This is a genomic window from Nonomuraea sp. NPDC050328 (assembly GCF_044459405.1).
Taxonomy (GTDB): domain Bacteria; phylum Actinomycetota; class Actinomycetes; order Streptosporangiales; family Streptosporangiaceae; genus Nonomuraea.
Window position 1 is genome coordinate 726371 of record NZ_JBITIW010000002.1, and the last position, 24772, is coordinate 751142.

The window sequence follows — 24772 nt, forward strand, 5'->3', positions numbered from 1 at the left end:
GTGGCCTAATCGAGAGCGTCCGTCGCCTCGATCCGGGGGACGGGAGGTGTATGCGCCCGAGTACGATCTGGGTCATGACCCGTCGTCGATTCCGACGGCGTGCGACGGCAACCTGCGCGGCCGCTCTGGCCGCCGCCCTGTTCTCGGGGCCGGCCGCGCACGGCGATCCAAAACCGGGCACCGTGGAAGCGTGGGAGCGCTCGACCAGCGTCAGCCTCGACGCCGACGGTGCGCTCTCCGACGTCCAGGCGCTGCCGGACGGCCAGGTGTGGGCGGTCGGCCAGCAGCAGCTCTGGGACGTCTGGAACAACCGCGGCGCGGTGCGCCTGTGGAACGGCACCGCGTGGAGCGACGTGCCGGTGCGCGACACCATGGGCCCGAGCGTGCTGCGGGCGCTGTCGGTGGCCGCGGCCGGCGAGGTCTGGGCGGTCGGCGACGGCAACGACGGCCTGCCGTACCTCACCAGAGGCGGTCCCGGCGGTTTCGACCGGATCAAGGTGCCGGGCCTGGGCAACCAGGACCGGCTGGCCGGGATCGACGCGCGGCCGGGCAAGATGGTGGCGGTCGGCAGCCGCCGCGGCCACCCGCTGATCGTCAGCGGGCGCAGCGAGTGGCGGGTCGAGGAGAGCAAGATCCGCGGCTCGCTCTACTCGGTCTCCGGGGCGTTCGCGGTCGGCGACACCGGGCACTCGCCGCTGGTGATGCGCTACTCGGGCGGGTCGTGGAAGCCGATGGAGCTGCCGGAGGTCCCCGGCGGCTACCTGCGCGACGTGCGGGCCGACGGCACCAAGCGGGCGCTGGCCGTGGGCGGCGTCTACCACCCTTCCGGGCGGATCGACCCGCTGGTGCTCTCCTGGAACGGCAAGCGCTGGAAGCGGGAGAAGCTGCCGCACACCGCCGCGCGGCTGTACGGCGTGACCGGTGACGGGCACGGGCGTTTCTGGGTCTCCGGGTTCGACCCCGACCGGCCCGGCGAGCCGTTCCTGCTGCGGCACGCCAAGGGCGAGACCACGATCATCCGCGGCGGCACCGTCGCCGGGCGCTCCAGCGTGCGCCTGCAGTCGGTGGCCTACCTGCCGGGCAAGGGCCTGGTGTGGGCGGTCGGGCACGCCGTGGACACCGCCGACCGCTACTCCGGCGTGGTCGAGACCTTCGGGCCGAAGGACCCGAAGATCTCCTGACGCCTGTGATCCCGACCTGACCCCGGCTGATTCCGGCGGGGTCAGACGACCGCGCCGTCGTCCCAGCCGGAGTCGTTGGGCGGGCCGTCGCCCATGCGCACCACCAGCGTGACGAACCCGCCGATGAAGGCGGCCACCGCGGTGAACAGGACCAGGCCGTGCATCTCCCAGCCGAGCATGGCCGCCAGCAGCAGGTAGGCCGGCCCGCCGAACAGGGCCACCCACGCCACCTTGGTCACCACGTCCACCCGCGGCAGCGGGGGAGGCGGCGGCGGGGTGTAGTGGTCCTCGTCGGCCGGGTCGTGCGGCGGCTCGGGCTCCTCGTCGGGATCCGGTTCCGCCACCACCTCGGGGGCCTTGACGACCCGGCGTTCCGGCTCGGGCTCGGGCGGCACGTTCTCGCTGTCCGGCCACGGTTGGTCCGCCGAGTCGCGCTCGGCCGTGTCGTTGAAGGACGCGACGATCTGACGCCAGACCTCGTCCTCGTCACTCTGGGGCGTCACTACGCGCCTTCCCCCTTGACGCACGATGTGCGTTCAGTCCCTCTGCAAGGGTACCGAGGCATGTGTCCGGATGAAGTCGAGGCTCCCGGCAAAGATCTTGTCCGCATCGTGGTCCAGGGTCGCAACATGGTAGCTATCCGACAGTTCCTCTACGGTCGCGGTGGGCAGGGCCTTCTTGATGACCGCGACGCTCGTGGGCTTGACCACGTGGTCGTCGGTGCTGTGGTAGACGAGCAGGGGCTGGGTGACCTTGTGCAGATCGGCCTGGACCAGCGACCACAGGCGGGGCAGCGAGGCCGCCGCGCTCACCGGGGTGCGCGTGTACGCCAGCTCGGTCACCCCCTCCTTCTTGATGTCGTTGGCCACGCCGGGCACCGACCTGACGAAGAGTCTCAGCACCGGCGCCAGCTTGAGCAGAGGCACGTCGTTGGCTATCGAAGGATTGACCACGACCAGCCCTCTGACCGCCTCGCCGTGCACCTCCGCCAGCCGCAGCGCCATGCACCCGCCCAGCGACAGGCCCGCCACGAAGACCTCGGCGCAGCGCCCGCGCAGCACCTCGAAGGCCTTCTCCAGCTCGGCGTACCAGTCCTCCCAGCGGGTCCGGCTCATCTCCTGCCACGTCGTCCCGTGCCCGGGCTGGCGCGGCAGCGACACGGTCAGCCCCTGCGCGGCCAGGTACTCGCCCCACGGCCGGAGCGACTGCGGGGTGCCGGTGAAGCCGTGGCACAGCAGCACCCCCACCGGTCCGCCCTCGTGCCCGTACGGCTCAGCACCTGCCATGAGCGGCATAACAAGCTCCTCGATGGGAAATCATCCCGAATTTCCCGATCGTTGCACGCTTGGGGGCGGTTGTGCGAGAGCTGGTGTAGGAGCACACGCCAAGTGATGCGAAGATGACTCAGCACCCCGACAAGGTGCGCGCACAACATGGGAGGTGGCCCGGGTGTTCTACTGGGTGGCAAAGGCGATCCTCGCGCCGATTCTCCATCTGGTCTTCCGCCCCTGGTTCGAAGGGACGGAGAACGTCCCGCAGGAGGGCCCCGCCATCCTGGCCGGCAACCACCTGTCCTTCGCCGACCACTTCTTCGGGCCGCTCCAGCTCAAGCGCAAGGTCATCTCGCTCGGCAAGTCCGACTACTTCACCGGCAAGGGCATCAAGGGCTTCTTCACCCGGCTGTTCTTCAGCGGCGTCGGCACCGTCCCGATCGACCGCTCGGGCGGCAAGGCCAGCGAGGCCGCGCTCCGCACCGGGCTGCGCATCCTGCGCGAGGGCAACGTCCTGGGCATCTACCCCGAGGGCACCCGCTCGCCCGACGGCCGCCTGTACAAGGGCAAGACCGGCGTGGCCCGGCTGGCGCTGGAGTCGCGCGCCCCGGTCATCCCGTGGGCCATGGTCAACACCTTCGAGATGATGCCGCCCGGGCACCCGCTGCCCAAGCTCGGCATCCGGCCGGGAGTGCGCTTCGGCAAGCCGCTCGACTTCTCCCGCTACTACGGCATGGAGGACGACCGGCTGGTGCTGCGCGCGGTGACCGACGAGATCATGTACGCGCTGATGGAGCTGTCCGGGCAGGAGTACGTCGACAAGTACGCCGCCAGCGCCCGGGTGGAGATGGAGCGGGCCGCCCGCGCCGAGGCGGCCGCCGCCCGGAAGTGACTCAGTCCGCCAGGTGCTCGCGGATCTGGCGGATGTGCTCGGGGGTGGTGCGGCAGCAGCCACCGATCAGCTCGGCCGGCCAGCTCGCGGCGGCCTCGCCGTACTCCACGGGGTCGGCCAGGCCCAGCCAGCGGCGGTTGGCCGCGTCCCACGTCTCGCCCGAGTTGGGGTAGACGACGACCGGCTTGCCGCCGCGCAGGCGTTCGACCAGGCCCGGGATGTGCCGCGGCGCGGTGCAGTTGACGCCGACCGCCATGACGTGCGGGATGTCGGCGAAGACCGCGGCGGCCTCCTCGATCGGGGTGCCGTCGTTGAGGTGGCCCTCGTCCCGGCAGGAGTAGGCGACCCACGCCTCGACGTCGGGCGTCTCGCGCAGCAGCCGGGCCAGCGCGCGGCCCTCGGCGACCGAGGGGATGGTCTCGATCGCCAGCAGGTCGGCGCCGGACGTGGCGAGGATCTCCCAGCGGGGGCGGTGCCACTCCAGCAGGCCGTCCTCGTCGAGGTCGTAGGCGCCGGTGTACTCCGCGCCGTTGGCCAGGTAGGCGCCGTAGGGGCCGACCGAGGCGGCGACCAGGCCGGCGCCGTGCTCGTCGCGGGCCTCGGCGGCCAGCCGGACCGAGGAGCGCATGAGCCGCTCGGCCTCGGCGGCGGACAGGCCGCGGGCGGCGAAACCGGGCAGCGAGGCCTGGTAGCTGGCGGTGGTGGCGACGCCGGCGCCGGCGGCGAAGTAGTCGGCGTGGACCCGGCGGATGAGCGCCGGGTCTTCGAGCAGCAGCCGGGCCGACCACAGCTCGTCGCTCAGGTCGGCGCCGAGCGCTTCGAGATGGGTGGCCAGGCCGCCGTCGAGGATGAGGGAACGCATCTCCCCAGGTTAGCCGGGCCGGTCAGGCGTAGCGCAGGCCGAGCTCCCTGACCAGCTCGACCCAGTTGGCCCCGGCGTCCGGCGCGTAGGCGCCCGGGGTGTAGCGCACCTCGCGCAGGCGGCCGGTGAAGCGGTTGGCGCCGTGCTCCCACGACACGGGGGAGCAGCGGTCGATGCCGACGTCGATGCCCTCCATCGGGCAGAAGCCGGCCAGCATCGGCAGGCCGGTCAAGGTGCCGCGCGGCTCGCCGTCCACGCTGAGCGTGACGTCCCAGCGCCAGCCGCCGGGCGCGTGCACCTCGGCGCGGACGTGCTCGCCGAGCGGGCCGGCCCGCAGGGTGCGCAGCTCGCCGAAGCCGTTGTGGGTGAAGCAGACCTCGCCGCGCTCCACGTGCAGGACGTAGCCGCCGCCCTGGCCGCCGTGCGCGACCAGCACGCCGTCACCGGGGGCCTCGATCGCGGCCTCGACGGTGAAGGAACGCCACTGGATCAGTTGCAGGGCGGTCCAGCGCTCCAGGGTGTGCAGGTCCGGCGTCAGCCGTACCGGGCCGGGTTCGCGGTGCCAGGGCGGGCGCAGCAGGTAGCGCAGGCGGGAGCCCTCATCCAGGGGGTAGACGCGGTTGGCGCGGGCGGCCTGCTCCCAGGCGGCGGCCAGCTCGGCGACCAGGTGCGGGTGCTCGGTGGCCAGGTCGTGCGCCTGGGTGCGGTCGGCGCGGCGGTAGAGCTCCCACTCGTGCTCGCCGAACGGGGTCAGCGGCGCGTGCCGGGTGACGATCTCCCAGCCGTCGCGCACGTACCCGCGGTGGCCCTGCAGCTCGGTGTACTGCTCGCGGTGGGCGTGCGCGGCCTGCGCGTCGCGCAGCACCGGCACCAGCGAGACGCCGGAGACCGGGGGCGCGTCGAGCCCCGCCAGCTGCAGCAGCGTCGGCAGCACGTCGGTGACGTAGGCCCACTGGTCGCGCCGCTCGCCCCGGGCCGCCAGCCCGGCCGGCCACGACAGCAGGAACGGCACGCTGTGCCCGCCGGCGTGGGCGTTGCACTTGTAGAGCCGGAACGGGGTGTTGGAGGCCATGGCCCAGCCGCGCGGGTAGTGCGCCAGCACCCGGGGCCCGCCGACCAGGTCGAGGCGGGCGAGGTCGGCCTCCGGGTCCTCGCGGTCGTGCCGGCTGTTCTTCGACAGCAGGGTCCGCAGGTACTGGGTGGTGCCGTGCTCCTCGCCCTCGCGCGAGGCGCCGTTGTCGGAGAGGAAGACGAAGACGGTGTCGTCCAGCGCGCCGAGGTCGGCCAGGGCGCGGCGCAGCTCGCCGACGCTGCGGTCGAGGCCGGCGACCATGGCGGCGTAGACCTCCATGTAGCGGGCGAACAGCCGTCGCCGCTCGGGGGAGAGGGAGTCCCAGGCCGCCACCTCGTCGCCCTCCTCGGCGTTGCGCGGCGGCAGGTCCAGGCCGGGCGGGAGCACGCCGGTGGCCTGCTGGCGGGCGAAGCGCTCGCGGCGGATCTCGTCCCAGCCGGCGTCGTAGCGGCCACGGAAGCGGGCGATGTCCGCCTCGGGGGCCTGGAGCGGGGCGTGGGCCGCGCCGTGGGCGAGGTAGAGCAGGAACGGGCGCTCCGGGGCGGCGGCCTTGGCCTGGCGGACCAGGCGCACGGCGGCGGCGGTGAGATCGTCGGTCAGGTAGTAGCCCTCGGGGTGGGCGTCCACCTCGACCGGGGAGTTGTCGCTGATCAGGCGGTGCGGCTGGTGGGCGTTGGTGAAGGCGTCGAGGAAACCGTAGAAGCGGTCGAAGCCGCGTTGCAGCGGCCAGGCGTGCCGGGGGCCGGCCTCCGACATGTCGGAGTCCTTGGTGAGGTGCCACTTGCCCACGGCCAGGGTGCTCCAGCCGGCCTCGCGCAGCAGCTCGGCCAGGGTCGGCACGTCCGGCGCGATCTCGCCCGCGTAGCCGGGGAAGCCGGGGTCGGAGTTGGCGATGTGCCCGACTCCGGCCAGGTGCGGGTTGAGCCCGGTGAGCAGGGCGGCGCGGGTCGGCGAGCACATCGGGGTGGTGTGGAAGTCGGTCCACTGCACGCCCTGGGCGGCCAGCTCGTCCAGGTGCGGGGTGGGGATCTCCGAGCCGTAGCAGCCCAGGTCGGCGAAGCCGACGTCGTCGGCGAGCACGATCACCACGTTCGGCGCGCCGGGCGGCGGGGCGGGGCGCGGCGGCCACCAGGACTCCGACCCGGCGAAGGTGCGTCCCACCCGGCCCTCGAAGCCGTCATAGGTGATCATTTCTGGAGTGTACGGCGGCGCGGACCGGCAGAACAGAACGAAGTTCCACCGATCCGCGCCCGCCCGCGGGTCAGCCGCGCTTCCAGAACGGGCGGCGGGGCTTGCCCGCCTCGGAGCCGCCGGGCTCGCCCGTAAGCGCGGTCAGGACGTCGATGGCCCGCTGCCGCAGCCCGGCGACGTCGGCCCCGGGCTGTTCGGCGCGCTCCAGCGCCTCGGCCAGCTCGGCCAGCTCGGTGACGAGCTCGTCGGCCAGGCCGTGCCCCCGCAGGTAGGTCGCCAGCGCGGCCAGCCTGCTGCCAAGGTCGGCCAGGTAGGCCGGATCGGCCGCCGGCACCGCCCGCAGCCGCGCCAGCTCGGCGGCGAGCTGCTCGCGGCCCTGCTCCCGGTCCTGGTCCACCCCGCGGCCGGGGGCGGGCGCGGGCATCCGCTTGGCGAACCCGCGCGGCGGTCCCGCCGCGGCCTGGAACTGCGGCTGCGCCGACTCCAGGAACGAGGCCCGCGGCGCGGCGGCCGGCGCGGCCATCATCATCATGGGCGCCGCCGCGACCGGCGGCTCCCAGCCGCTGGGCAGCTCGACCGGCTGGATGACGTGGTGCTCCGGCGCCCCGTCGGCGCTGACCCGGGTGTCCACCGCGACATAGGCCGTGAACCTGCACAGCACGCCGCCCGCCAGCGACAGCTCCACGATCCTGGCCTCCAGCGCGTGCTCGCCCATGGCGTAGCGGTCCTCCAGCTCGCGCAGCCGGGCGCGGGTCCACAGCGCCTTGAGGGCGCTGTGGCCGGTGACCACCGGCTCGACCACCTGCTCCCACGTCGCCCCGGCGGCCACTCCGCGCACGGTCACCGGCCCGGCCGCCCGGTAGCGGCCGAACACCTGCAGCGGCACGCCCGGGAAGAGCGAGCCGAGGTGGGTGACCTCCTCGGTGTCGAGCCCGTCGAGGGACAGGTCGGTGACCAGCGGCGCGCCGATCCGGCGGTGGATCTGCTCCATGGCCGCGTCGAGCCGGTCCTCCGACTCCACCAGCTCGCACCGGCCCGCGCCCAGCCCGGCCAGGCGGCCGAGGAAGCCCGCGTTCACCGCCCGGTCGATGCCGACGACGTGCACGCGCATGGCCGACAGGGCCCTGCCGACCTGCTCCAGGATCTGGTCCTCGTTGCCGACCTGGCCGTCGGTGACCAGGACGACCACGCGCTCGCGCCCGCTCTCGCCGAGCAGGCCGACCGCCTGGCGCAGCGGTTCGAGCAGCTCGGTGCCGCCCCTGGCCTCCAGCCGGGCCAGGTGCTCGACGGCGCGGAAGCGCTCGCGGTCGCTCGCCTCGCGCAGCCCGTCGAAGGCCGGCTCGACCACGCTGTCGAAGGCCAGGACGGCGAAGCGGTCGGCCGAGGTGAGGGTGTCGACGATGCGGGCCGCCGCCCGCCGGGCCGCGACCATCTTCCAGCCGCCCATGCTGCCCGAGCGGTCGAGCAGGAGCACGACGTCGCGGGGCAGCCGGGTCTCGGGCACGTCCGGGGGCATCACGGTGAGCGCGAAGGTGCCCTCGCCGTCGAGCTGGAGCGCGGTCGAGGCGTCGAAGGCCAGCCGGAGCACGAAGTCGCGGTCGAGCCGCTCGCCGGGGCGCAGGCTGACCGTGCCGCCCTCCTGCTCCACCACGTGCAGGCTGGAGGCGACCTCGCGCAGGTCGAGGCCGGCCGGGTCGACGGTGGCGGTCAGCGACAGCCGTACCGGGTTGGGGAAGCCGGGCAGCAGGACCGGCGGGGTGATCCGGGAGGCGTCGGGCGTGGCGTCGGTGTCGGGCACCGTGCCCGCGCCGGCCTGCGGGCCGTCGAGGGGAGCGCCCGGGATGTAGCGCGGCGCGACGACCAGGGGGAAGCGGAAGGTGGCCGCGCCGTCCTCGTAGGGTAGCGGCTGGCTCAGCGTCAGCCGGACGCTCACCCGCTCGCCGGGGGCGAGGTTGCCGACCCGGATGGTGAAGACGTCCGGGCGTTCCTCCTCGGCGATCGCCGCGCGGCGGCCCTCGGCCATGGCCTGGTCGTAGTCGGCGCGGGCCTGGCCGCGCTCCTTGAGCACGCCTTCGATGACCCGGTCGGCCGCCTCCATCCGGAAGGCGGTCACCGCGGCGCGGTCGGGCAGCGGGAAGACGTAGGTCGCCTCCAGCGTGACGTCGAACGGGTTGCGGAAGCCCTGGGCGACCTCGACCCCGGCCACCAGGCCGGACAGCCGCGCGTCCACGTCGAGGCTCTCCAGCGGGAGGTTGCCGCGCTCGGTCTCCAGCGCGCCGAACCCGGCCTCCTCGACCGGCCGGCTGCGGCTCGGGTCCAGCGAAGTGATCTTCATGCGAGTCTCCGTTCCTCGAGCACCTCGACCAGGGGTCCGGCCGCGGCCATGACTGCTTGCAGGTCCTCTTCCGAGGGGGTACGGCTCGCGCCGTCCAGCACCAGCACCACGCCCGGCGCCAGCCGTACGCCGTGGACCGCGTGGCCGGAGGCCGCCTGAGCCGGGCCCGCGCCGTTGGGCGAGGCGGCGGGGGCGGGCGGCGCGGGGGCGGGCCGCGGGCTGGGACTGGGGGCGGGGGTGGGGGTGGCGGTGGGACGGGGGGCCGGGCGTTCGGCCCAGAAGCGCGGGCGGCTCACTGCGGCGACCCGTTCGAGGGTGGCGTCGGTGGCGCCGGCCAGGGCGACCTGGATCTCGGCGATGGAGCGGCCCTCGGCCTGCAGCCGCTTGACCGCGACGAGCTGGAGCAGGTGCCGCCGGCCGTACTGGGCGACCCGGCCGCGCCGGGTGAGCGGCGGGTCGACCAGGCCGATGGTGGTGTACCAGCGGATCAGGCGCTCGCCGGGCACGTCGCGCACCCGGCCGCTGCCGGTGGGCGAGGCGGCTTGCAACGCCTCGGCCGCCCGCTGCGCCAGTTCGCCGATGGTCCAGGTCTCGCTCATGCCCCCACAGTGACACTGTCATTGTTGCACTGTCAATGTGCGGAAGATCCGGACGGCCGAATGCGTTGGAAAAGGTGTAGTTGCAACGCCGAACGACGGAGGTACGAACTCATGGCTCAGATCACCGGTCCGCTGTCCGGCGCCGCGCGCGACACCGTCGCCGAAGCCCTCCAGGGCGCGCTCGTCGACCTCATCGACCTGTCGCTGGTGGCCAAGCAGGCCCACTGGAACGTCGTCGGACCGCACTTCCGCCCGCTGCACCTGCAGCTCGACGAGCTGACCGCGGTGGTCAGGGAGCACGCCGACACCATCGCCGAGCGCGCGGTGGCGCTGGGCGTCAACCCGGACGGGCGGTCGGCGACGGTGGCCGAGTCCACCCGCATCCGCCAGCCGGAGCACGGCTGGCTGGAGGACGGCAAGGTCGTGGTGACCATCACCGAGATCCTGGAAGGCGTCTCGCAGCGCATGCGCGAGCGCATCGAGGCCACCGACGAGCCGGACCCGGTCAGCCAGGACCTGCTCATCGCGGTCGCCCAGGAGATCGACAAGCAGCACTGGATGTTCCAGGCCCAGCGCTGACGCGCTGCGACGACGAGCCGGGGTCGTGAGCCCCGGCTTTCGCGCGTCTAGAGCAGTTCGGCCGCCAGCCGGGCGATCAGCGGCCGGGTGGCCAGGAACTGCCGCAGCTCCTCCTCGCCCTGGAGCCCGGCCTCCAGCAGCGCGCGCACCCAGGTGTCGCCGTCGCCCCGCTGGGCCGCCGCCTCCAGCCGGTCGAGCAGCGTCGCGCCGGGATGGGACTCGCGGGTCAGCGTCGACAGCAGGTGCGGCCAGCGGATGGTGAGCGCCGCCAGCTTGGCGACCTCGGCGTCGCTCGCCCGGGGCCGCCCCGACTGCGCCCGGCGGTAGGTGACGAAGGAGTAGAACCGGAAGACGTTGAGGTAGCGCTTGACCTCGCGTGGATTGCGCAGGCCCAGCGCGGGCAGCGCCGCCTCGATCGCCCGGCAGGCGTTCTCGTCGCGGTAGAGGTCGGCGAAGACGCGGTCGGCGGCCACCCGGGCCGGCTCGGTCAGCCGCCCGTTGCGCCCGGCGAAGCCGAGTGAGGCCTGGGCGCGCTCGGCCGCCTCGTCCAGGCCGTCGACCGAGGGCCGCTGCTCGCGGATCAGCCGCTCCAGCTCCTCCACGATGCCCGGGTCGGCGACGGTCCGGCCCGCGGCGAGCTTGCCGCGCGCGACCTGCGCCGGCACGGCCGCCCGTGGCGGGGGCGCGAGCGCTGGGGCGTCCAGGGGCTCCTCCGGGACGCCGAGCAGGGCGCGCACGTACGCCGGCAGCCGCTCCTCGTCGTCCAGCAGGGGCACGCTCAGCGGAAGCTGGACGATCTTCTCCAGGAAGCGCCAGCCGATGCTCTCGGTCAGGAGCTGCCGGTAGGCCACCTGGACGTGCGCGGCGACCATCTCCGGCTCCATGGCCAGCACGAAGACGCAGTTGGGGAACTCGCCGGCCAGGAACAGGTTGATCGCCTCGATGACCTGGGCGACGGTGCTGGAGGAGCAGCGGTCCAGGTCGTCCACGAAGACCACCAGGGGCCGCTCCTCGGTCGCCACCAGCCCGAGCACCCGGCGCATGTCGGTCTGCACCAGGTGCAGGAAGCCGGCCTTGTCGCCGTAGGCGTGCTCGGGCAGCACGCCGCTCTGCAGGAAGGGGTCGGGCTGGTTGACCAGGGTGCCGAACGCCCCGCCCGCGCCCTCGGCGAAGAAGCGGCCCAGCCGTACGGTCCCCGCCGCGAGCGAGGCCAGGCAGCCCGCCGAGGCGATGGCCGCGGCGGCGTCCGACAGCCAGGGCAGCATCGAGGAGGCCGCCCAGGCGGCCCCGGCCAGCACGAGGGTGAAGACCAGGCCGAGCGCGACCGGCAGGAGCCGGGTGAAGGCCAGCCGGTACAGCCGCCGCCGCACCGCCTCCCGGTCGATGCGCGACAGGTTGAGCTCCAGCCAGAAGCGCTCGCGGTCGGTGCGCGACATCCGGCCGGTGATCTGGCTGATCAGCTCGTGCGCCAGCCCGGCCCAGACCTGCTCGCCGTTCTGGTACATCCAGGGGTTGAACCACACCGTCGGCCGCCAGCCCGAGCCGGCCACCGCCTCGGCCCGCTCGTACGGCACGCCGCCCTCGCGCAACCGCCCCAGCACCTCGGCGTTGGTCACCTCGGTGGCGGCCGCGGCCAGCTTGAGCGTGGCGGCCGAGCCGGGGTCGAGCAGCTCGCGCACCATCCGCATCAGCGAGGTCTTGCCCGCCCCCCACGGCCCCTTGATGCCGATGGTCAGCGGCGGCGCGGTGTCCGGGTGGCGGATGAAGGCGGCGATGGCCTCGGCGTACACCCGGTGGCCGAGCCGGTCGTCGAGGGTCCACCGGTCGGGCGTGAGCCGGGTGCGCGGCGGGGCCGGCCGGGCGTGCGCCTTCTGCCGCCGCAGCAGGCCGGAGACCAGGGCGGCCTCGGCGGCGTCGAGCAGGGCGAGGCCCGCCTCGCGCACCGCCGGGTGCGCCGGGCCGGTCAGCCCCCACGCCTCCAGCTCGGCGTAGCCGCCCGGGCAGCCGAGCAGGGCGGCGGCCTCGCGGGTGAGCTCGCCCGGCAGCAGCCCGGCCCGGCGCAGCAGGCACTGCGCCTCGGAGCCGAGGTGCAGGTCGTAGAGCCGGGCCACGATCTCGCCGGCGGTGCCGGGCACCTCCTCGCCCGCCTCGGCGAGCTTCCGCGCCGCCGTGTCGAGGCTCGCGCCGGCGCGGCCGGGGTCGCTGAGGCCGTCGCGCACCTCGACCTCCTCGATGTCGCCGTGGCTGAACAACATCGGCGACAGGTCGGAGCCGAGCCGCTCGAAGTGCCGCCGGGCCAGGCCGTACAGCTCCTGGACGGTGAGCGGCCCGCCGGCGGCGAGCAGGCCGTCGGCGAGGACGCCGGTCAGCGAGGGGGCCGCGCCGGGCGGTTGCGGCCCGCCGGGCGCGGCCGACAGCGAGGCGGTCAGGGCCGCGGCGGCGACCGGCGGGTCGCCGGGCACGTTGAGCCGGGCCGCGCCGCCGGGGTCGGCGGGGTCGCTGCGCACGATCCACCCGAAGTCGACCACGAGCAGCAGCGCGGTGGCCCCGGAGGCGGCCACCTCCCGGCCGAAGTCCATGATCAGCTTGGTGAACGCGGTCGGTCCCCAGCCGGCCCCGGACGGCCAGCGGATCAGCAGCAGCTCGCCCGGTTCCGCGGCGGCCAGGAAGCGGTCGAGCACGGGCCGGGGGTCCTCGCCCGGGTCGATGGTCACCTCGAAACCGGACACGCGCAGGGCGTGGGCGAACCGGGCCGCCTCGCCGTCGAGGAACACCAGCGCCCGGCGCGAGACGATCCGGGGGGCCAGCTTCACAGCCGCAGTCATGAGCGAGGAATGTGCCGAATCGCAGCGGGCAGCGGCGTAGCGTTTGCAGAGAGTTTGACGTCGCCCGGCAGCTTCATTCATCTCGTTCAGGTCGGATGGTCCCCATGTTGCGCAGAACTCTCCTCCGCAATGGTGCCCTCGCCGCGCTCACCGGCTCCCTCTGGCGGTGCGAGGCGGCCGGCCGGCCCCTGACGCCCGCCGAAGGACCGGGGCGGCCCCTGGTCTCCGCCGCCCCCGCCACCTACGGCCCGCTCCAGGCGCCGAACGCCGACGGGCTGGCGCTGCCGGCGGGCTTCACCGGCCGGGTGATCGCGCGCACCGGACGCCGGGTGGCGGGCCTGGCCTGGCACCCCGCGCCCGACGGCGGCGCGTGCTTCCCCGACGGCGAGGGCTGGATCTACGTCTCCAACTCCGAGGTGCCCCTCGTGGGCGGCGCCTCGGCGCTGCGCTTCGCCGCCGACGGCACCGTCCGCGACGCCTACCGGATCCTGTCCGGCTCCACGCTCAACTGCGCCGGCGGCGCGACGCCCTGGAACACCTGGCTGTCGTGCGAGGAGACGCCCCGCGGCCGGGTCTTCGAGTGCGACCCCTACGGCGAGCGCTCGGCCCGTCCCCGGCTGGCGATGGGCCGCTTCCAGCACGAGGCCGCCGCCTGCGACCCGGAGAACGAGGTCGTCTACCTCACCGAGGACGAGCCGGACGGCTGCTTCTACCGGTTCCGCCCGACCGACTGGGGCGACCTGACCGAGGGCCGGCTGGAGGTGCTCTGCGGCACCGGCGACCGGGTGACCTGGAAGCGGGTGCCGCAACCGGCCGCCCTGATCAAGGCCACCCGCCACCAGGTCCCCGAGGCCACCCGCTTCGCCGGGGGAGAGGGCTGCCACTACGCCGCCGGGGTGTGCTACTTCACCACCAAGCACGACAACAAGGTGTGGGCCTACGACGCCCGCGCCGGCGCCCTGCGCGTGCTGTACGACGCCAAGGCGCCGCTCAGCGGTGTGGACAACCTCACCGGCGCGGCCACCGGCGACCTGTACGTCGCCGAGGACGGCGGCAACATGGAGATCAACCTGATCACCCCGCAGCGCACCGTCGAGCCGTTCCTGCGCCTGGACGGCCACGCGCGCTCCGAGATCACCGGGCCGGCCTTCTCGCCGGACGGGCGGCGGCTGTACTTCTCCTCCCAGCGGGGCCGCACCGGCGCGCGGGCCGGGACCGACGGCCACACCTTCGAGGTGACCGGCCCGTTCCGCTAGCGCTTCAGTTCCATGCTCCAGAACTGCTCGACCACCGGGACGCCGTTCTCCACGCCCTGGTTCTGCGACTCCAGCTCGAACCCGGCCGCCTGGTAGATGCGGCGGGCCCCGGCCAGGCAGTCACGCGTCCACAGCATCACCCGCCGGTAGCCGCGCTCGCGGGTGTGCCGCAGGCACTCCTCGACCAGCCGCCCGCCCAGGCCCAGCCCGCGCGCCGACGGCTCGACCAGCAGCATGCGCAGTTGCGCGGTGTCGGGGTCGCGGTGGTAGCAGAACACGCAGCCGACCCGCCGCCCGCCGGCCTCGGCGATCCACCCGGCGTCCTCGTCCGGGTCGAACTCCGCGCAAATGCCCGCCACGGTCTTCTCGAAGGCCATGCCCCAGCCCTGCTCGGCCGCGTACAGCTCGCCGTGCCGCTGCACCACCCAGCCCAGGTCGCCCGTCCTCGGCGCCCTGATCACGTACGGCTCGCGCCGCCCGCCCGGCTCCAGCGCCCCGCGGATCGCCGCCATGCCCTCGACCAGGCGGTCCTGGCCGTCCGGCGGCAGGCTCGCGAGCATCTCGGCGACCTGCTGCGCCGAGCGGCGGTCGAGCTCGCCGAAGTAGTCGGACCCGGCGGGGGTCAGCCGCAGCACGTGCTTGCGCGCGTCGGCGGCCGAACGTTCCTTGGTCACCAGGCCGGCCGTCTCGAACCGGGTCAGGATGCGGCTGAGGTAGCCCGCGTCCAGCCCGAGCAGCCGGCGCAGCTCACCGGTCTCCAGCTCGCCCGCCGCGGCCACCTCGAACAGCACCCTGACCTCGGTCAGCGAGTAGGGCGAGTCGAGCAGGCCGCTCTGCAGCAGCCCGCTGATCCGGGTGTAGAAGCGGTTGAACGCCCGGACCTCGCCAACCCTTGCTTCTGTCAACGAATCCATTGCCATAGTCAAGCATGAGAGGATGCGGTTTGTGAAGCACCTCTACCTAGGCGGGTACGGCCCCGCGATCCGCACGCTGAGCGAGACGCCGGCCCCGCTGGCCGAGGCCGCCGCCCCCGCCTCCTCGTTCCTGGCCCTCCACCCCGGCCTCGGCGTGCTCTACGCCGTCGGCGAGCAGGAGCAGGGGGTGCTGCGCGCCTTCACCCGCGACGGCGCCCGGCTCAGCCCCCTGGACGAGCGGCCCACCGAGGGCTCCCACCCCTGCCACCTCGCCGTCCACCCCGGCGGGCGGGTGCTGGCCGTGGCCAACTACGGCGACGGCACGGTCAGCCTGCACCACCTCGCCGCCGACGGCCGCTTCACCGGCGACCCGATCGTGCTCACCCACCGGGGCGGCGGGCCGGTCGCCGACCGGCAGGAGGGCTCGCACGCGCACCAGACCGTCTTCCACGACGACGTGCTGTACGTCAGCGACCTGGGCACCGACGAGATCCGCCGCTACACCCCGGCCGGGGAGAGCCTCGACCCGGTACGGCTCGCGCCCGGGACCGGCCCGCGGCACCTGTTCTTCGCCGGCGGCGTGTGCTTCCTCGCCGGTGAGCTCGACGCCCGGGTGCACGCCTACGACGCGGCCACCTGGGAACTGCTCGGCTCCGTGCCGGCCAGCGGGCACGACGGGGTCAACTACCCCTCCCACCTGGAGGTCGCCGGGGACCTGGTGTACGTGGCCAACCGGGGGCCCAACACCGTGTCGGTCTTCACGCGCTCGCTCGAACCGGTCGCCGAGGTGCCGGCCGAAGGGGACTGGCCGCGGCACTTCGCCCTCGACGGGGACCGGATGTTCGTCGCCAACCAGAACTCCGGGACGCTGGCCGTACTGACGCTCAAGGACGGGATCCCCGCGCCGGCCGGGCAGTCGCTCGCGGCCGAGGGCGTGGCCTGCGTTCTGATCGGCTGACGGGCTGACCGGCTGATTGGCTGATCGGCTGATCGGCTCGGCCGCGTGCGCCGGCACAGGTAAGGCCATGGCCCGGGCAGGGTCGTGCCAAGGCGGCGGCCCGCGGCCAGGACGCGCGTGAGGATGCGGGCGTGCGTCCCGCCCTGCTGCTGTCCCTGGTGTTGCTCGCCGCCCTGCCCGCCGCGGGCTGCTCGGCCGTCGTCCCCACCGCCCCGGTCGCGCCGGACCGGCCCCGCCCGCCGGTGCGCGAGGCGGCGCCGCCGGAGGTCGTCGCCGAGTCCGCCTGGCGGCTGACCCGGCCGGGCGGCATCGAAGGCTACGCCGACCACGTCAGCGTCCTGCCCGGCGAGCGCTTCGCCCTGCGGGTCTCCACCCGCGCGCCGAGCTTCACCGCGACCGCCTTCCGCATGGGCGGCCGGGTGACCCGGGTCTGGCGCTCCGACCCGGTGCCCGCGGTACGGCAGGCGCCCGCCCGGCTGAGCGGCGGCATGGTGAGCGCGGCCCACTGGAAGCCGTCGCTCACCGTGGACACCACCGGCTGGCCCGAGGGCGCCTACCTGGTCCGGCTGGAGTCGGCCAAGGGCCAGTCGTTCGTGCCGATCACCGTGCGCTCGGCCGTCACGCGCGGCCGGGTCGTGATGATCAACGCGGTGACCACCTGGCAGGCCTACAACCTGTGGGGCGGCCGGAGCCTGTACAAGGGGCCAGGCGGGTTCGGGGACCGCTCCCCGGCCGTCACCTTCGACCGGCCCTACGACCGTTCCGGCGCCCGGCTCTTCCTCGACTTCGAGCGGGACGCCATCGCCCTGGCCGAGGCCGAAGGCGTGCCCGTGGCCTACCTGACCGACCTCGACCTGGTCCCCGGCAGCCTGGACGGCGCCACCGCGGTCGTCTCGCTCGGCCACGACGAGTACTGGTCGCCGGTCATGCGCTCCACCGTCACCAAGGCCCGCGACCGCGGCACCCACCTGGCCTTCCTCGGCGCCAACGCGGTCTACTGGCGGATCGCGGTGCGGGGGCGGGTGGTGGAGTGCGACAAGGCCGTCCGGTGCCGGCTGTGGCGCTCGGTCAAGCCGGAGAGCTCGCTGGTGGGGCAGATGTACGACTGCTTCCCGGCCGAGGCGGCCTACGTCGTCAAGCGGCCCCGGCACTGGCTCTTCGAGGGCACCGAGGGCACCCGTTTCCCCGGCCTGGCCGGGGTCGAGACCGACAAGGTGTCCCCCGGCTCGCCGCCGGGGGTGGAGATCCTCGCCGAGTCGCCGGTCAACTGCGGCGGCCGTAGGACGGTCGCGCACTCCACCCTCTACACCGCGCCCAGCGGGGCCATGGTCTTCGCCTCGGGGACGATGCGCTGGGTCTGCGGGCTGCGCGGCGCGGCCTGCGGCCACGGGGTGACCGCCGCCGCGGCCGCCTTCACCCGCCGCGCCACCGTCAACCTGCTGCGCCGCTTCACCGATCCCGCGTGAGAGCGGGAACGGGGATCAGGAGGGGTCGCTGAGCCGGCGGATGACCTCGGCCAGCTCCCGCTGGATCTCCTTCTCCGCGGCCGCCCGGGTCACCCCGAGCTCCTCCAGCGCCACCACGCCGGGCACCCCGTCACCGAGGTGCAGCACCCCGAGCAGCAGGTGCTCCGTCCCGATGTAGTTGTGCCCGAGGCGCAGCGCGTGCCGCATGGACAGCTCCAGCGCCTTCTTGCTCTGCGCCGCGAACGGCAACTGCGCCGACAGCCCCTCGGCCGTCCCCGGCCGCAGGCAGTTGGTGACGACCTGCCGTACCAGCTCGTCCGGCGCGCCCAGCGTGGCCATCACCCGGGCGGCGATCCCCTCCGGCTCGGCCAGCAGGCCCAGGATGAGGTGCTCGGGCTCGATGTGCCCGTGCCCCGAGGCCCGCGCCTCCTCCTGGGCCTGCACGACCACGTGCCGGGCCCGGTCGGTGAAGCGCGAGTAGGTCTGCAGCTCGTCGGCGAGCGAGGCGCCCTCCTTGGGCACGAACCGCTTCTGCGCCGCCTGCTTGGTCACGCCCATGCTGCGCCCGATGTCGGTCCAGGACGCGCCCGCGTGCCGGGCCTGGTCGACGAAGTGCCCGATCAGGTGATCGGCCACCTCGCCGAGGTGTTCCCCGAGGGACACGGCGTCGGACAACTGGCTGAGGGGGTCGGTTTCACGCCTTTTGATCGCCTGGATGAGGTCGTCCAGTTTCACGTTGGCTTCCATGCGTCAACCATAGGTTGACGATCGCTGGATCGTCAACCCCGAGTTGACGCTGGACGGCGGCGCGGACGGCCAGGATGATGCGGGGGTGGATGGACGACGGGTGGCGATCCTGGCGACCGCAGGAGTGGTGGCCGTGCTCGCGGTCGTGCTCACCGTGCTGCGCTGGGACGACGCGGACAAGATCGCGACCGGGCTGTCCGCGCTGGCCGGCGTGGCGGCGGTGGGAGTCGCGGTGTGGGCGGGGCTGCCCCGGCGCGACCAGGCCGCGACGCGCGGCAAGGCCGTGCACGTTCGCAAGACGGGCAACGCGACCGCCACCGGCCCCGGGGCCTTGGCGAACACCGGGCTGACCGCGTCCGGGACCGCGCTGCCGGACGACATCCGGGTGACGGACACCGGAGACGCCGAGGCCTCCGACGGCGGGGAAGCCGGCACCGGCGCCCGGCTGGACTGAGTGAGGACGCACCCGAGGAGGGGAACGCGTGACCGCTGAACCTCCTCCGCAGAAGGTGACGGTCAAGAACACCGGCGACGCGTACGCCGATCGCGGTGGCATAGCCGTATCCGGGGCGGCGCACATCTACCAGTCCCCGCCGCCCAGACCCGCCCGCTCAGCCTACCCCTTCCAGGTCAAGCAGCTCTTCCCCGGCGAGCTCATCGGACGTGAGGCCGAACTGGCCGAGCTGGCCCGATTCTGCACCGCGCCGGAAGGCCCGTCCTACGCCTGGTGGCAGGGCCCGGCCTGGGCGGGCAAGTCGGCGCTGATGGCCTGGTTCGTGCAGCACCCTCCGGCCGGGGTCAAGATCGTGTCCTTCTTCGTCACCGCCCGCCTGCCCGGCAACAGCGACCGGGCCGGCTTCCTGCCGGTGGTGGTCGAGCAGCTCGCCGAGCTCGCCGGGGAGCCGATGCCTGCCCCGCTGTCGGAGGCGATGTGGGTGGGGCAGCTCAACCAGGCCCTGGACGAGGCCGCGGCGGCCTGCTCGCAGTCGGGACACCGGCTCGTCCTCGTGGTCGACGGCCTGGACGAGGACCGGGGCGTGACCGCCGGCGCCGACGCCTACAGCATCGCCGCCCTGCTCCCGGCGAGCCTGCCGCCCGGCGTGCGGGTGGTGGTGGCCGGACGGCCGAGCCCGCCCGTGCCGCAGGACGTGCCCGCCTGGCATCCGCTGCGCGATCCAGGGATCGTCCGGCCGCTGAGCACCTCGGCCGAGGCGAGAGCCGTCCGGGACGACGCCGAGCGCGAGCTGTGGCGGCTGCTCGACACCGACGGGCCCGAGCACGACCTCGTCGGCCTGGTCGCGACCGCGGGCGGCGGCCTGAGCAGCCGCGATTTGGCCGAGCTGGCTGACCTGCCGGAACCCGTCGTCCGCCGGCGCCTGCGCGCGGTGGCGGGCCGTACCTTCCAGAGCCGGACCGGCCGCTGGGTGCCCGCCGAGGTCTACACCCTCGCCCACGAGGAACTGCAGCAGGCCGCCCTCGCCAACCTCAGCGCGGCCGAACAGGCCCGCTACCGCGAGCTCCTGCACGCCTGGGCCGACCGGCACCGCGAGCTCGGCTGGCCGGAAGGCACCCCGGAGTACCTGCTGCGCGGCTACTTCCGGCTCCTGCACAGCCAGGGCGATCTGCCGCGCATGGTGACCTACGCGACCGACGGCGCCAGGCTCGACCGGATGCTCGACGTCAGCGGCGGTGACGCCGTCGCCTACGCCGACCTCGCCCTGGCCCAGAGCTTCGTGTGCGCCCAGGAGGACCCGGACGTCGCGGCGGCGCTCGACCTGGCCGCCGCCCGGCGCCGCCTCTACGGGCGCAGCGCCGGCCTGCCGCCTCGCCTCCCGCTGATCTGGGCCGCCGCCGGCCACCTGACCCGCGCGGAGACCCTCGCCCGCTCGCTCATCCCGATGCACCAGTACGACGACCCCGTCAGGCAGGCGTACGGCGAGCTGTCGGAGGCGCTGGCGGAGAGCGGCGACCTCGGCACCGCCGAGGAGTTCGCCTGGCGGGAGCGGAGAGCAGGACCGGAACTGATCAAGGCGCTCGTCGCGGCCGGTGCGTACGAACGCGCCGAGGCGCTGGTCGCCACCCCTTTCGGCGCGCTACGGCACCTCCGCCTGGCCCTGGGTGAGGCGTTCCTGGCCGCCGGCGAGCTGGACCGTGCGGGCGCGGCCCTGCGCTCGATCGCCGACCGGGACCCGGACGCGCCCGCTTCGGCGCTGCTGGTCGACGAGGGCGGGTTGGCGATGCCGGCGCTGACCGGCCTGGCCCGCGCGCTGCGGGCCGCCGGGCGGGCGGAGGAGGCCCGCGAACTGGCCCGCTGGGCGGCCGCCTACCTCACCACGCGGCCGGAGGACCAGATCCGCGAGGAGGAGAGCGCCGAGCGGATCGGCCTGCTGGCCGACCTCGCCGAAGCGCTGCTGGCCGGGGGAGAGCCGGAACAGGCGCGGCGGCTCGCCGGCCGGATCGAGGCGCTCGGCCGCGGGGCCTACCTGCGGATCTCCGCGCTGGCGCGGCTCCTGCCGCTCCAGCACGCGCTCGGCGACGCCGAGGAGGTCGCGCGGATCAGGTTCGAGGCCGCCGAGACCTATGCCGACGGCTTCCTGTACGCCTGGGTGGCGCCCGCGCTCAACCAGCTGATGCGCGCCCTGATCGGCCTGGGTGACCCGGCGGGCGCCCGGCGGCTCATCGCACCCGCCCTGGAGGGCGCGCTGGCCAACCTGCGGGAGGGCGACCCGATGCGCGGGCCCGGCCCGCTGCTCGACCTGATGTGGGTCCTGGCCGACCTGGGCGAGAACGAACGGCTGCGCGATCTGCCGGCCCTGGTCGAGGAACCGGCCCATCTCGACGAGGTCCGGATCGTCCTGGCCGAGATCCACCTCGCGAGCGGTGAGTACGCGGAGGCGTGCGCCGCCGGACGGGCCGTCGCCGGCGCGCGGCGACGGGACGACGCGCTGCACTGGCTCACCTACCGGCTGATCGACGAGGCGGAGCCCGGCCTGGCGGAATCGGTCTTCCGCGAGCTCGCCGACCCCGCCCGGCGCGGCGACGCACTCCTCCCGCTCGCCAGGGCGCTCGTTTCGGCGGGCGCCGCCGACCGCGCCGCCGCGCTGCTCGAGCCGGAACCGCCGGGTGGGCGGGTCGCGCTGCTCCTGGATCTGACGAAGCAGGTTCCGGAGGAACACCGCCGGGCGTGGGCGGAACGGGCGCTGGCCGTGCTGGAGGAGTCGGCCGAGCAGTGGGACGAGGCCGCCCTGCTGGCCGCCCGCGCCGAGGCGCTCGTGCACGCCGGTGACACCGAGGCCGCCCGCCGTACCGCCGAACAGGCCGAGGACCTGCTGGCGGCCTCCGAGGGAAGCCCATGGGCGCGCGGTGTCGACACGGCCACGCTGATGCCCGTCTGGCACGCGCTCGGTGAACCCGACCGGGCCGCCGCCTGCGGGCGGCTCGCCGGGGAGCTCGGCGACGCGCTCGACCACCCGGCCGAGCGCGGCGACCTGTTGGAGACGCTGGCCGGGGTGCTCGATCAACTGGGGCTGGCGGAGGAGGCCGCGGCGGTCGCGGCGAAGATCCCCGACCCCGGCACGCGCAGCGCGACGTTGAGCCGGCTGTACGGCGAGGCCGTCCTGTCGGGGATCGACGAGCGGGTCATCGCCGTCACCCAGCCGGCCTTCGACGCGGCCTACGACATCCCCGACCCCCGCGAGCAGACCGCGGCGCTGGCCGGACTGGCCGCTCGGATGCGGGACGCCGGGTGGCTGGGAGACGCGGCCGTCGTGGCCAACGCCATCGGCGGCGCCGCCGACCGGGCGAGGACGCTGATCGGGATCATGGGGCCGATGGCGGACGCCGACGACCCGGAGGCCTTCCAGGCGCTGGCCGAGGCGGCCGAGAGCGCCGCCGGCTCGATCCTCGACCCGGAGGTGCTGGCGCGGGCCGAGATCCGGACGGCGCTGCTCTGGGCGGCGGCCGGTGACCGGGACGAGGCGCTCGCGCACGCCGGGCCCGCCTTCTGGACCACCGGCCTGGTCGCCGGCCTCTGGGACCGACTCTGGTTGACCACCGACCTGGCGCGGGTTCATCACGAGCTCGGTGACCCGGAGGCCGCTCGCGCCTGTGCCGAGGAGGTCGAGGGCTTCGCCCTGGCCTACCTGCGGGCCGACCTCCTGCTCGGCCTCCAGTCGAGCGTCGCCCAGGCCTGGCTGGCCGCCGGCCTGCCCGACCGCGCCGAGGAGTCCTTGAGGATCTTGGCCGAAGCCGTCAGCGCGGCTGCCGGGGAACCGGGAGGGGAGGACGACACGGGGGACGCCCGGGAGTCCGCGGCGGAGGTCCCTGGGGGCGCCGCTGATCCGGTCGCTACAGACGTGCCAGCCGACGTGGACGGCGGCATGGACGGCGGCATGGACGGCGGCATGGACGGCGGCATGGACGGCGACGCGGATACCGATGCGGATGAGGGCGTGGACGCCGACGTGGTCGACGACCTGGTGGGGGCCTTCGTGGCCGCGGGGGAGTGGGCGCGGGCCGAACGGATCGCGTCACTGTTCCCAGAGTCGGAAGGCAGGTCGGCTGCTCGGGAGGACCTGGCGCTGGGGTGGCTGTCGGCGGGCGAACCGGACCGTGCGGCAGAGATCGTCCCACCACACAGCCTCGCGGCCGTCAAGATCGCCCGCGCCTTGGCCGCAGCGGAGAAGCCGCCGCCCCGCATCGAGCCCACCCCAACCCCTCACACCGCGGTGCCGGGTTCCGCGGTGCCTGGTTCCGCGGGGCCGGGCGGTGCGGTGCCGGGCGGTGCGGTACCGGGTTCCCCGGTGCCGGGTGGTGGGGTGCCGGGTGGGGCGAGGGTAGGTGGGGCGAGGGCCTTGGCCGAGCGGGCGGAAGCGGCCGCGCACCGTATGTCGAACGACGCGCCGTACAGTGGTCTGCACCCCCGGGCCGAGGCGCTCATCTGGTCGGTCCGGGTCTGGGCGGCGGCGGGGGATCTCGACCACGCTGCCCGGCTGGCTCGGACCGTGGAATCGGCGCTGCTGGCCCGGCTGACCACCGGCGGGGGAGACCCGGCCGCCATCCACGCCTTCCACGCGCTGATCCGGGTCGGCGCGCTGGAGCGGGCGGAACGGCTGGCCGAGACCGGCATCGTGGGCGACACCGACCGTATCCAGGCCCTGACCATGCTGGCGCAGGCCCACGCCGCCGCCGGGGACTTCGCCCGGGCCCGTACCTTCGCCGAGGCCGCCGAGACCACCTTCGAGCAGCTGAGGACGGAATCAGGGGGACACTGGTCCGCCATGCCGCCACCCGCCCGCGCCTCGATCGAACAGATGGTCCGAGGATGGCTAGCCCTCGCCTCCGCCGCGGCCACCGCCTCCACCCCTTCCAGCGCGACCACCGCCTCCACCCCTTCCAGCGCGGCCACCGCCTCCGCCGCCACCCCCGCCACAGCCTCCGCCAATCCCCCGGCCTCCGCTACCCCCGCCACCGGCTCCGCCATCCCCACCACCGGCTCCGCCATCCCCACCACCGCAGACGGAGACCGCCTTCCCGAGTTCGCCCCGGCCGAGGATCGCCGTGGAGACCGGGCTTGCGGTGATAGGGACCTTGCCGGCGGAGCCGGAGCTGGCGGTGATCGTGACCGTAGCGGTGAGGGTGGGGCCGAGGAGCCCGAGCCCGGGCCGCTTGGGGCGGGACTGGAGGCGGTGGTGCGTGAGCTTGCCCCCGCGGTTGCGGTGGCTGCGGCGGTGCTGGACGAGGGGCGTCGGGTTCGAGCTCGCGCACGGAGTGTCGAGGAATTGCTGGATGACGGTGACCTGGTGGGGGCGGAGGCGCTGGTGCTGGGGATGGCGGCCGATGAGCAGGCCGTACATCTGGTTCGTCTGCTGGAGGGGTGGGCGGGCGCGGGTGAGCGGGAGCGGGCCCGGGCGGTCGGGGAGGCGGCCTTCGACTCCGGCACGGAGGTTCGCAGGTGGCTGGTGAACGAGGCCATGGAGGCGGGCGACCAGGCACGGGCACGTGCGCTGGCCGAGCGGGTGGCGGGTGGTACGGGGGAGACTGCCTGGGAGAGTGCCCCCGACGCCTTGCAGGAGGTGTTCGAGACGTGGCTGCGGGTCGGGGACCTGGAGCGGGCGGAGGCGGTCGCGCGGGGGCGGTACGGACGGGACGCGTTGGTGCCGGCGTTGTGCGAGCTGGCCGTTGCCCGGCGCCAGAGGGGTGAGGAGGCGGCGGCCCTGGCCCTGCTCGCCGAGGTGGCCGCGCTGGTGGATGCGCTGCCGTACGGTCGGAGTCGGGACGAGGCCCGGCGGTCGTTGGCCGGGGCGTGGGCCTCGGTCGGGGACTTCGGCAGGGCCCAGGCCGTCGCCGAGGCGATGGACGGGCCTCCCGAGCGGGCCTCTGCCCTGGCGGAGCTGGCCAGGAAGGCCCCTGCTCGGCTCTCGGCCCGCCTGCTGTGCCTGGCCCTGGCCCAGCACGCCGACCACACGGGTCTCCTGCACGTCGTCACCGACCTCGCCCCCGAAGCCCTGCACGCCGCCCGGCACCTCTGACCGGAGGAAGGCCCAGAACCCGGGCCTACCCAGCCCGCCCCAGTCCGCCCGCCCAACCCTGGCCCGCCCTGGCCTGGCTCGCCCGAGGCCGGAC

At 74.5% G+C, this 24772-nt stretch carries 17 protein-coding genes; 8 read left to right on the plus strand and 9 right to left on the minus strand.

Translation table 11 applies throughout. The annotated features are described in order from the left end of the window. Nucleotides 1-74: 74 nt before the first annotated feature. Nucleotides 75-1181 carry a hypothetical protein gene (locus ACIBG7_RS09540; RefSeq protein ID WP_357924129.1) on the plus strand — a complete coding sequence of 369 codons (1107 nt, stop codon included), beginning with the start codon at nt 75-77 and terminating at the stop codon, nt 1179-1181. Between the two features lie 41 nt (nt 1182-1222). Here the strand turns inward: ACIBG7_RS09540 and ACIBG7_RS09545 are convergent, their stop codons facing one another. Both ACIBG7_RS09545 and ACIBG7_RS09550 read right to left on the minus strand, forming a co-directional pair. Beyond that, on the minus strand, nt 1223-1684 hold the full coding sequence (locus tag ACIBG7_RS09545; protein WP_357924131.1) for a hypothetical protein: 462 nt from the start codon (nt 1682-1684) through the stop codon (nt 1223-1225). A 33-nt stretch (nt 1685-1717) separates the two neighbouring features. Further along, nucleotides 1718-2476 (minus strand): alpha/beta fold hydrolase, encoded by a 759-nt coding sequence (locus ACIBG7_RS09550; RefSeq protein ID WP_357924134.1) that lies wholly within the window; start codon nt 2474-2476, stop codon nt 1718-1720. Nucleotides 2477-2630: 154 nt separating this feature from the next. On the opposite strand from ACIBG7_RS09550, the gene ACIBG7_RS09555 reads away from it, so the two are divergent. Continuing rightward, nucleotides 2631-3344, plus strand: a complete 714-nt coding sequence (locus tag ACIBG7_RS09555; RefSeq protein WP_357924136.1) for a lysophospholipid acyltransferase family protein — start codon at nt 2631-2633, stop codon at nt 3342-3344. A gap of 1 nt (nt 3345) precedes the next feature. Here the strand turns inward: ACIBG7_RS09555 and mmuM are convergent, their stop codons facing one another. The 4 genes from mmuM to ACIBG7_RS09575 form a co-directional block, all read right to left on the minus strand. Then, nucleotides 3346-4206 carry a homocysteine S-methyltransferase gene (mmuM, locus tag ACIBG7_RS09560; RefSeq protein WP_397335763.1) on the minus strand — a complete coding sequence of 287 codons (861 nt, stop codon included), beginning with the start codon at nt 4204-4206 and terminating at the stop codon, nt 3346-3348. 22 nt (nt 4207-4228) lie between these two features. Further along, complete coding sequence (locus tag ACIBG7_RS09565; protein WP_397335764.1) at nt 4229-6469, minus strand: sulfatase-like hydrolase/transferase; 2241 nt, start codon at nt 6467-6469, stop codon at nt 4229-4231. Nucleotides 6470-6539: 70 nt separating this feature from the next. Beyond that, on the minus strand, nt 6540-8804 hold the full coding sequence (locus ACIBG7_RS09570) for a VIT domain-containing protein (protein WP_397335765.1): 2265 nt from the start codon (nt 8802-8804) through the stop codon (nt 6540-6542). Then, entirely contained in the window at nt 8801-9403 is a 603-nt protein-coding gene (locus ACIBG7_RS09575) for a MerR family transcriptional regulator (protein ID WP_397335766.1), read from the minus strand. The genes ACIBG7_RS09570 and ACIBG7_RS09575 overlap by 4 nt, the downstream gene beginning before the upstream one ends. A gap of 111 nt (nt 9404-9514) precedes the next feature. On the opposite strand from ACIBG7_RS09575, the gene ACIBG7_RS09580 reads away from it, so the two are divergent. Further along, complete coding sequence (locus ACIBG7_RS09580; RefSeq protein WP_357924146.1) at nt 9515-9982, plus strand: DNA starvation/stationary phase protection protein; 468 nt, start codon at nt 9515-9517, stop codon at nt 9980-9982. A gap of 47 nt (nt 9983-10029) precedes the next feature. Here the strand turns inward: ACIBG7_RS09580 and ACIBG7_RS09585 are convergent, their stop codons facing one another. After that, entirely contained in the window at nt 10030-12807 is a 2778-nt protein-coding gene (locus tag ACIBG7_RS09585; protein WP_397335767.1) for a P-loop NTPase fold protein, read from the minus strand. Between the two features lie 104 nt (nt 12808-12911). Here ACIBG7_RS09585 and ACIBG7_RS09590 point away from each other — a divergent pair, with 104 nt between their 5' ends. Next, nucleotides 12912-14063: an alkaline phosphatase PhoX gene (locus tag ACIBG7_RS09590; RefSeq protein ID WP_397335768.1), complete on the plus strand. Its 1152-nt coding sequence runs from the start codon at nt 12912-12914 to the stop codon at nt 14061-14063. Here ACIBG7_RS09590 and ACIBG7_RS09595 read toward each other — a convergent pair. Further along, nucleotides 14060-14977, minus strand: a complete 918-nt coding sequence (locus ACIBG7_RS09595) for a helix-turn-helix domain-containing GNAT family N-acetyltransferase (RefSeq protein ID WP_357924151.1) — start codon at nt 14975-14977, stop codon at nt 14060-14062. The genes ACIBG7_RS09590 and ACIBG7_RS09595 overlap by 4 nt on opposite strands. A 22-nt stretch (nt 14978-14999) precedes the next feature. Between ACIBG7_RS09595 and ACIBG7_RS09600 the strand changes: the two genes are divergently transcribed. Beyond that, entirely contained in the window at nt 15000-15935 is a 936-nt protein-coding gene (locus tag ACIBG7_RS09600) for a lactonase family protein (RefSeq protein WP_397335769.1), read from the plus strand. 131 nt (nt 15936-16066) lie between these two features. After that, a complete protein-coding gene (locus ACIBG7_RS09605) occupies nt 16067-17401 on the plus strand; it encodes a N,N-dimethylformamidase beta subunit family domain-containing protein (RefSeq protein WP_397335770.1) in 1335 nt (444 codons plus the stop codon). Nucleotides 17402-17416: 15 nt separating this feature from the next. On the opposite strand, the gene ACIBG7_RS09610 is transcribed toward ACIBG7_RS09605, so the two are convergent. After that, entirely contained in the window at nt 17417-18148 is a 732-nt protein-coding gene (locus tag ACIBG7_RS09610; protein WP_397335771.1) for a Clp protease N-terminal domain-containing protein, read from the minus strand. 85 nt (nt 18149-18233) lie between these two features. Between ACIBG7_RS09610 and ACIBG7_RS09615 the strand changes: the two genes are divergently transcribed. Beyond that, nucleotides 18234-18602, plus strand: a complete 369-nt coding sequence (locus tag ACIBG7_RS09615) for a hypothetical protein (RefSeq protein WP_357924158.1) — start codon at nt 18234-18236, stop codon at nt 18600-18602. Nucleotides 18603-18630: 28 nt separating this feature from the next. Next, nucleotides 18631-24678 carry a hypothetical protein gene (locus ACIBG7_RS09620; protein ID WP_397335772.1) on the plus strand — a complete coding sequence of 2016 codons (6048 nt, stop codon included), beginning with the start codon at nt 18631-18633 and terminating at the stop codon, nt 24676-24678. The last annotated feature ends 94 nt before the right edge of the window (nt 24679-24772 follow it).

Coding starts and splice junctions, on each gene's coding strand:
- ACIBG7_RS09540 (WP_357924129.1), top strand. CDS start 75: ATGACCCGTCGTCGATTCCGACGGCGTGCGACGGCAACCTGCGCGGCC.
- ACIBG7_RS09575 (WP_397335766.1), bottom strand. CDS start 9,403: ATGAGCGAGACCTGGACCATCGGCGAACTGGCGCAGCGGGCGGCCGAG.
- ACIBG7_RS09570 (WP_397335765.1), bottom strand. CDS start 8,804: ATGAAGATCACTTCGCTGGACCCGAGCCGCAGCCGGCCGGTCGAGGAG.
- ACIBG7_RS09585 (WP_397335767.1), bottom strand. CDS start 12,807: ATGACTGCGGCTGTGAAGCTGGCCCCCCGGATCGTCTCGCGCCGGGCG.
- ACIBG7_RS09550 (WP_357924134.1), bottom strand. CDS start 2,476: ATGCCGCTCATGGCAGGTGCTGAGCCGTACGGGCACGAGGGCGGACCG.
- ACIBG7_RS09565 (WP_397335764.1), bottom strand. CDS start 6,469: ATGATCACCTATGACGGCTTCGAGGGCCGGGTGGGACGCACCTTCGCC.
- ACIBG7_RS09600 (WP_397335769.1), top strand. CDS start 15,000: ATGCGGTTTGTGAAGCACCTCTACCTAGGCGGGTACGGCCCCGCGATC.
- ACIBG7_RS09590 (WP_397335768.1), top strand. CDS start 12,912: ATGTTGCGCAGAACTCTCCTCCGCAATGGTGCCCTCGCCGCGCTCACC.
- ACIBG7_RS09610 (WP_397335771.1), bottom strand. CDS start 18,148: ATGGAAGCCAACGTGAAACTGGACGACCTCATCCAGGCGATCAAAAGG.
- mmuM (WP_397335763.1), bottom strand. CDS start 4,206: ATGCGTTCCCTCATCCTCGACGGCGGCCTGGCCACCCATCTCGAAGCG.
- ACIBG7_RS09595 (WP_357924151.1), bottom strand. CDS start 14,977: ATGGATTCGTTGACAGAAGCAAGGGTTGGCGAGGTCCGGGCGTTCAAC.
- ACIBG7_RS09580 (WP_357924146.1), top strand. CDS start 9,515: ATGGCTCAGATCACCGGTCCGCTGTCCGGCGCCGCGCGCGACACCGTC.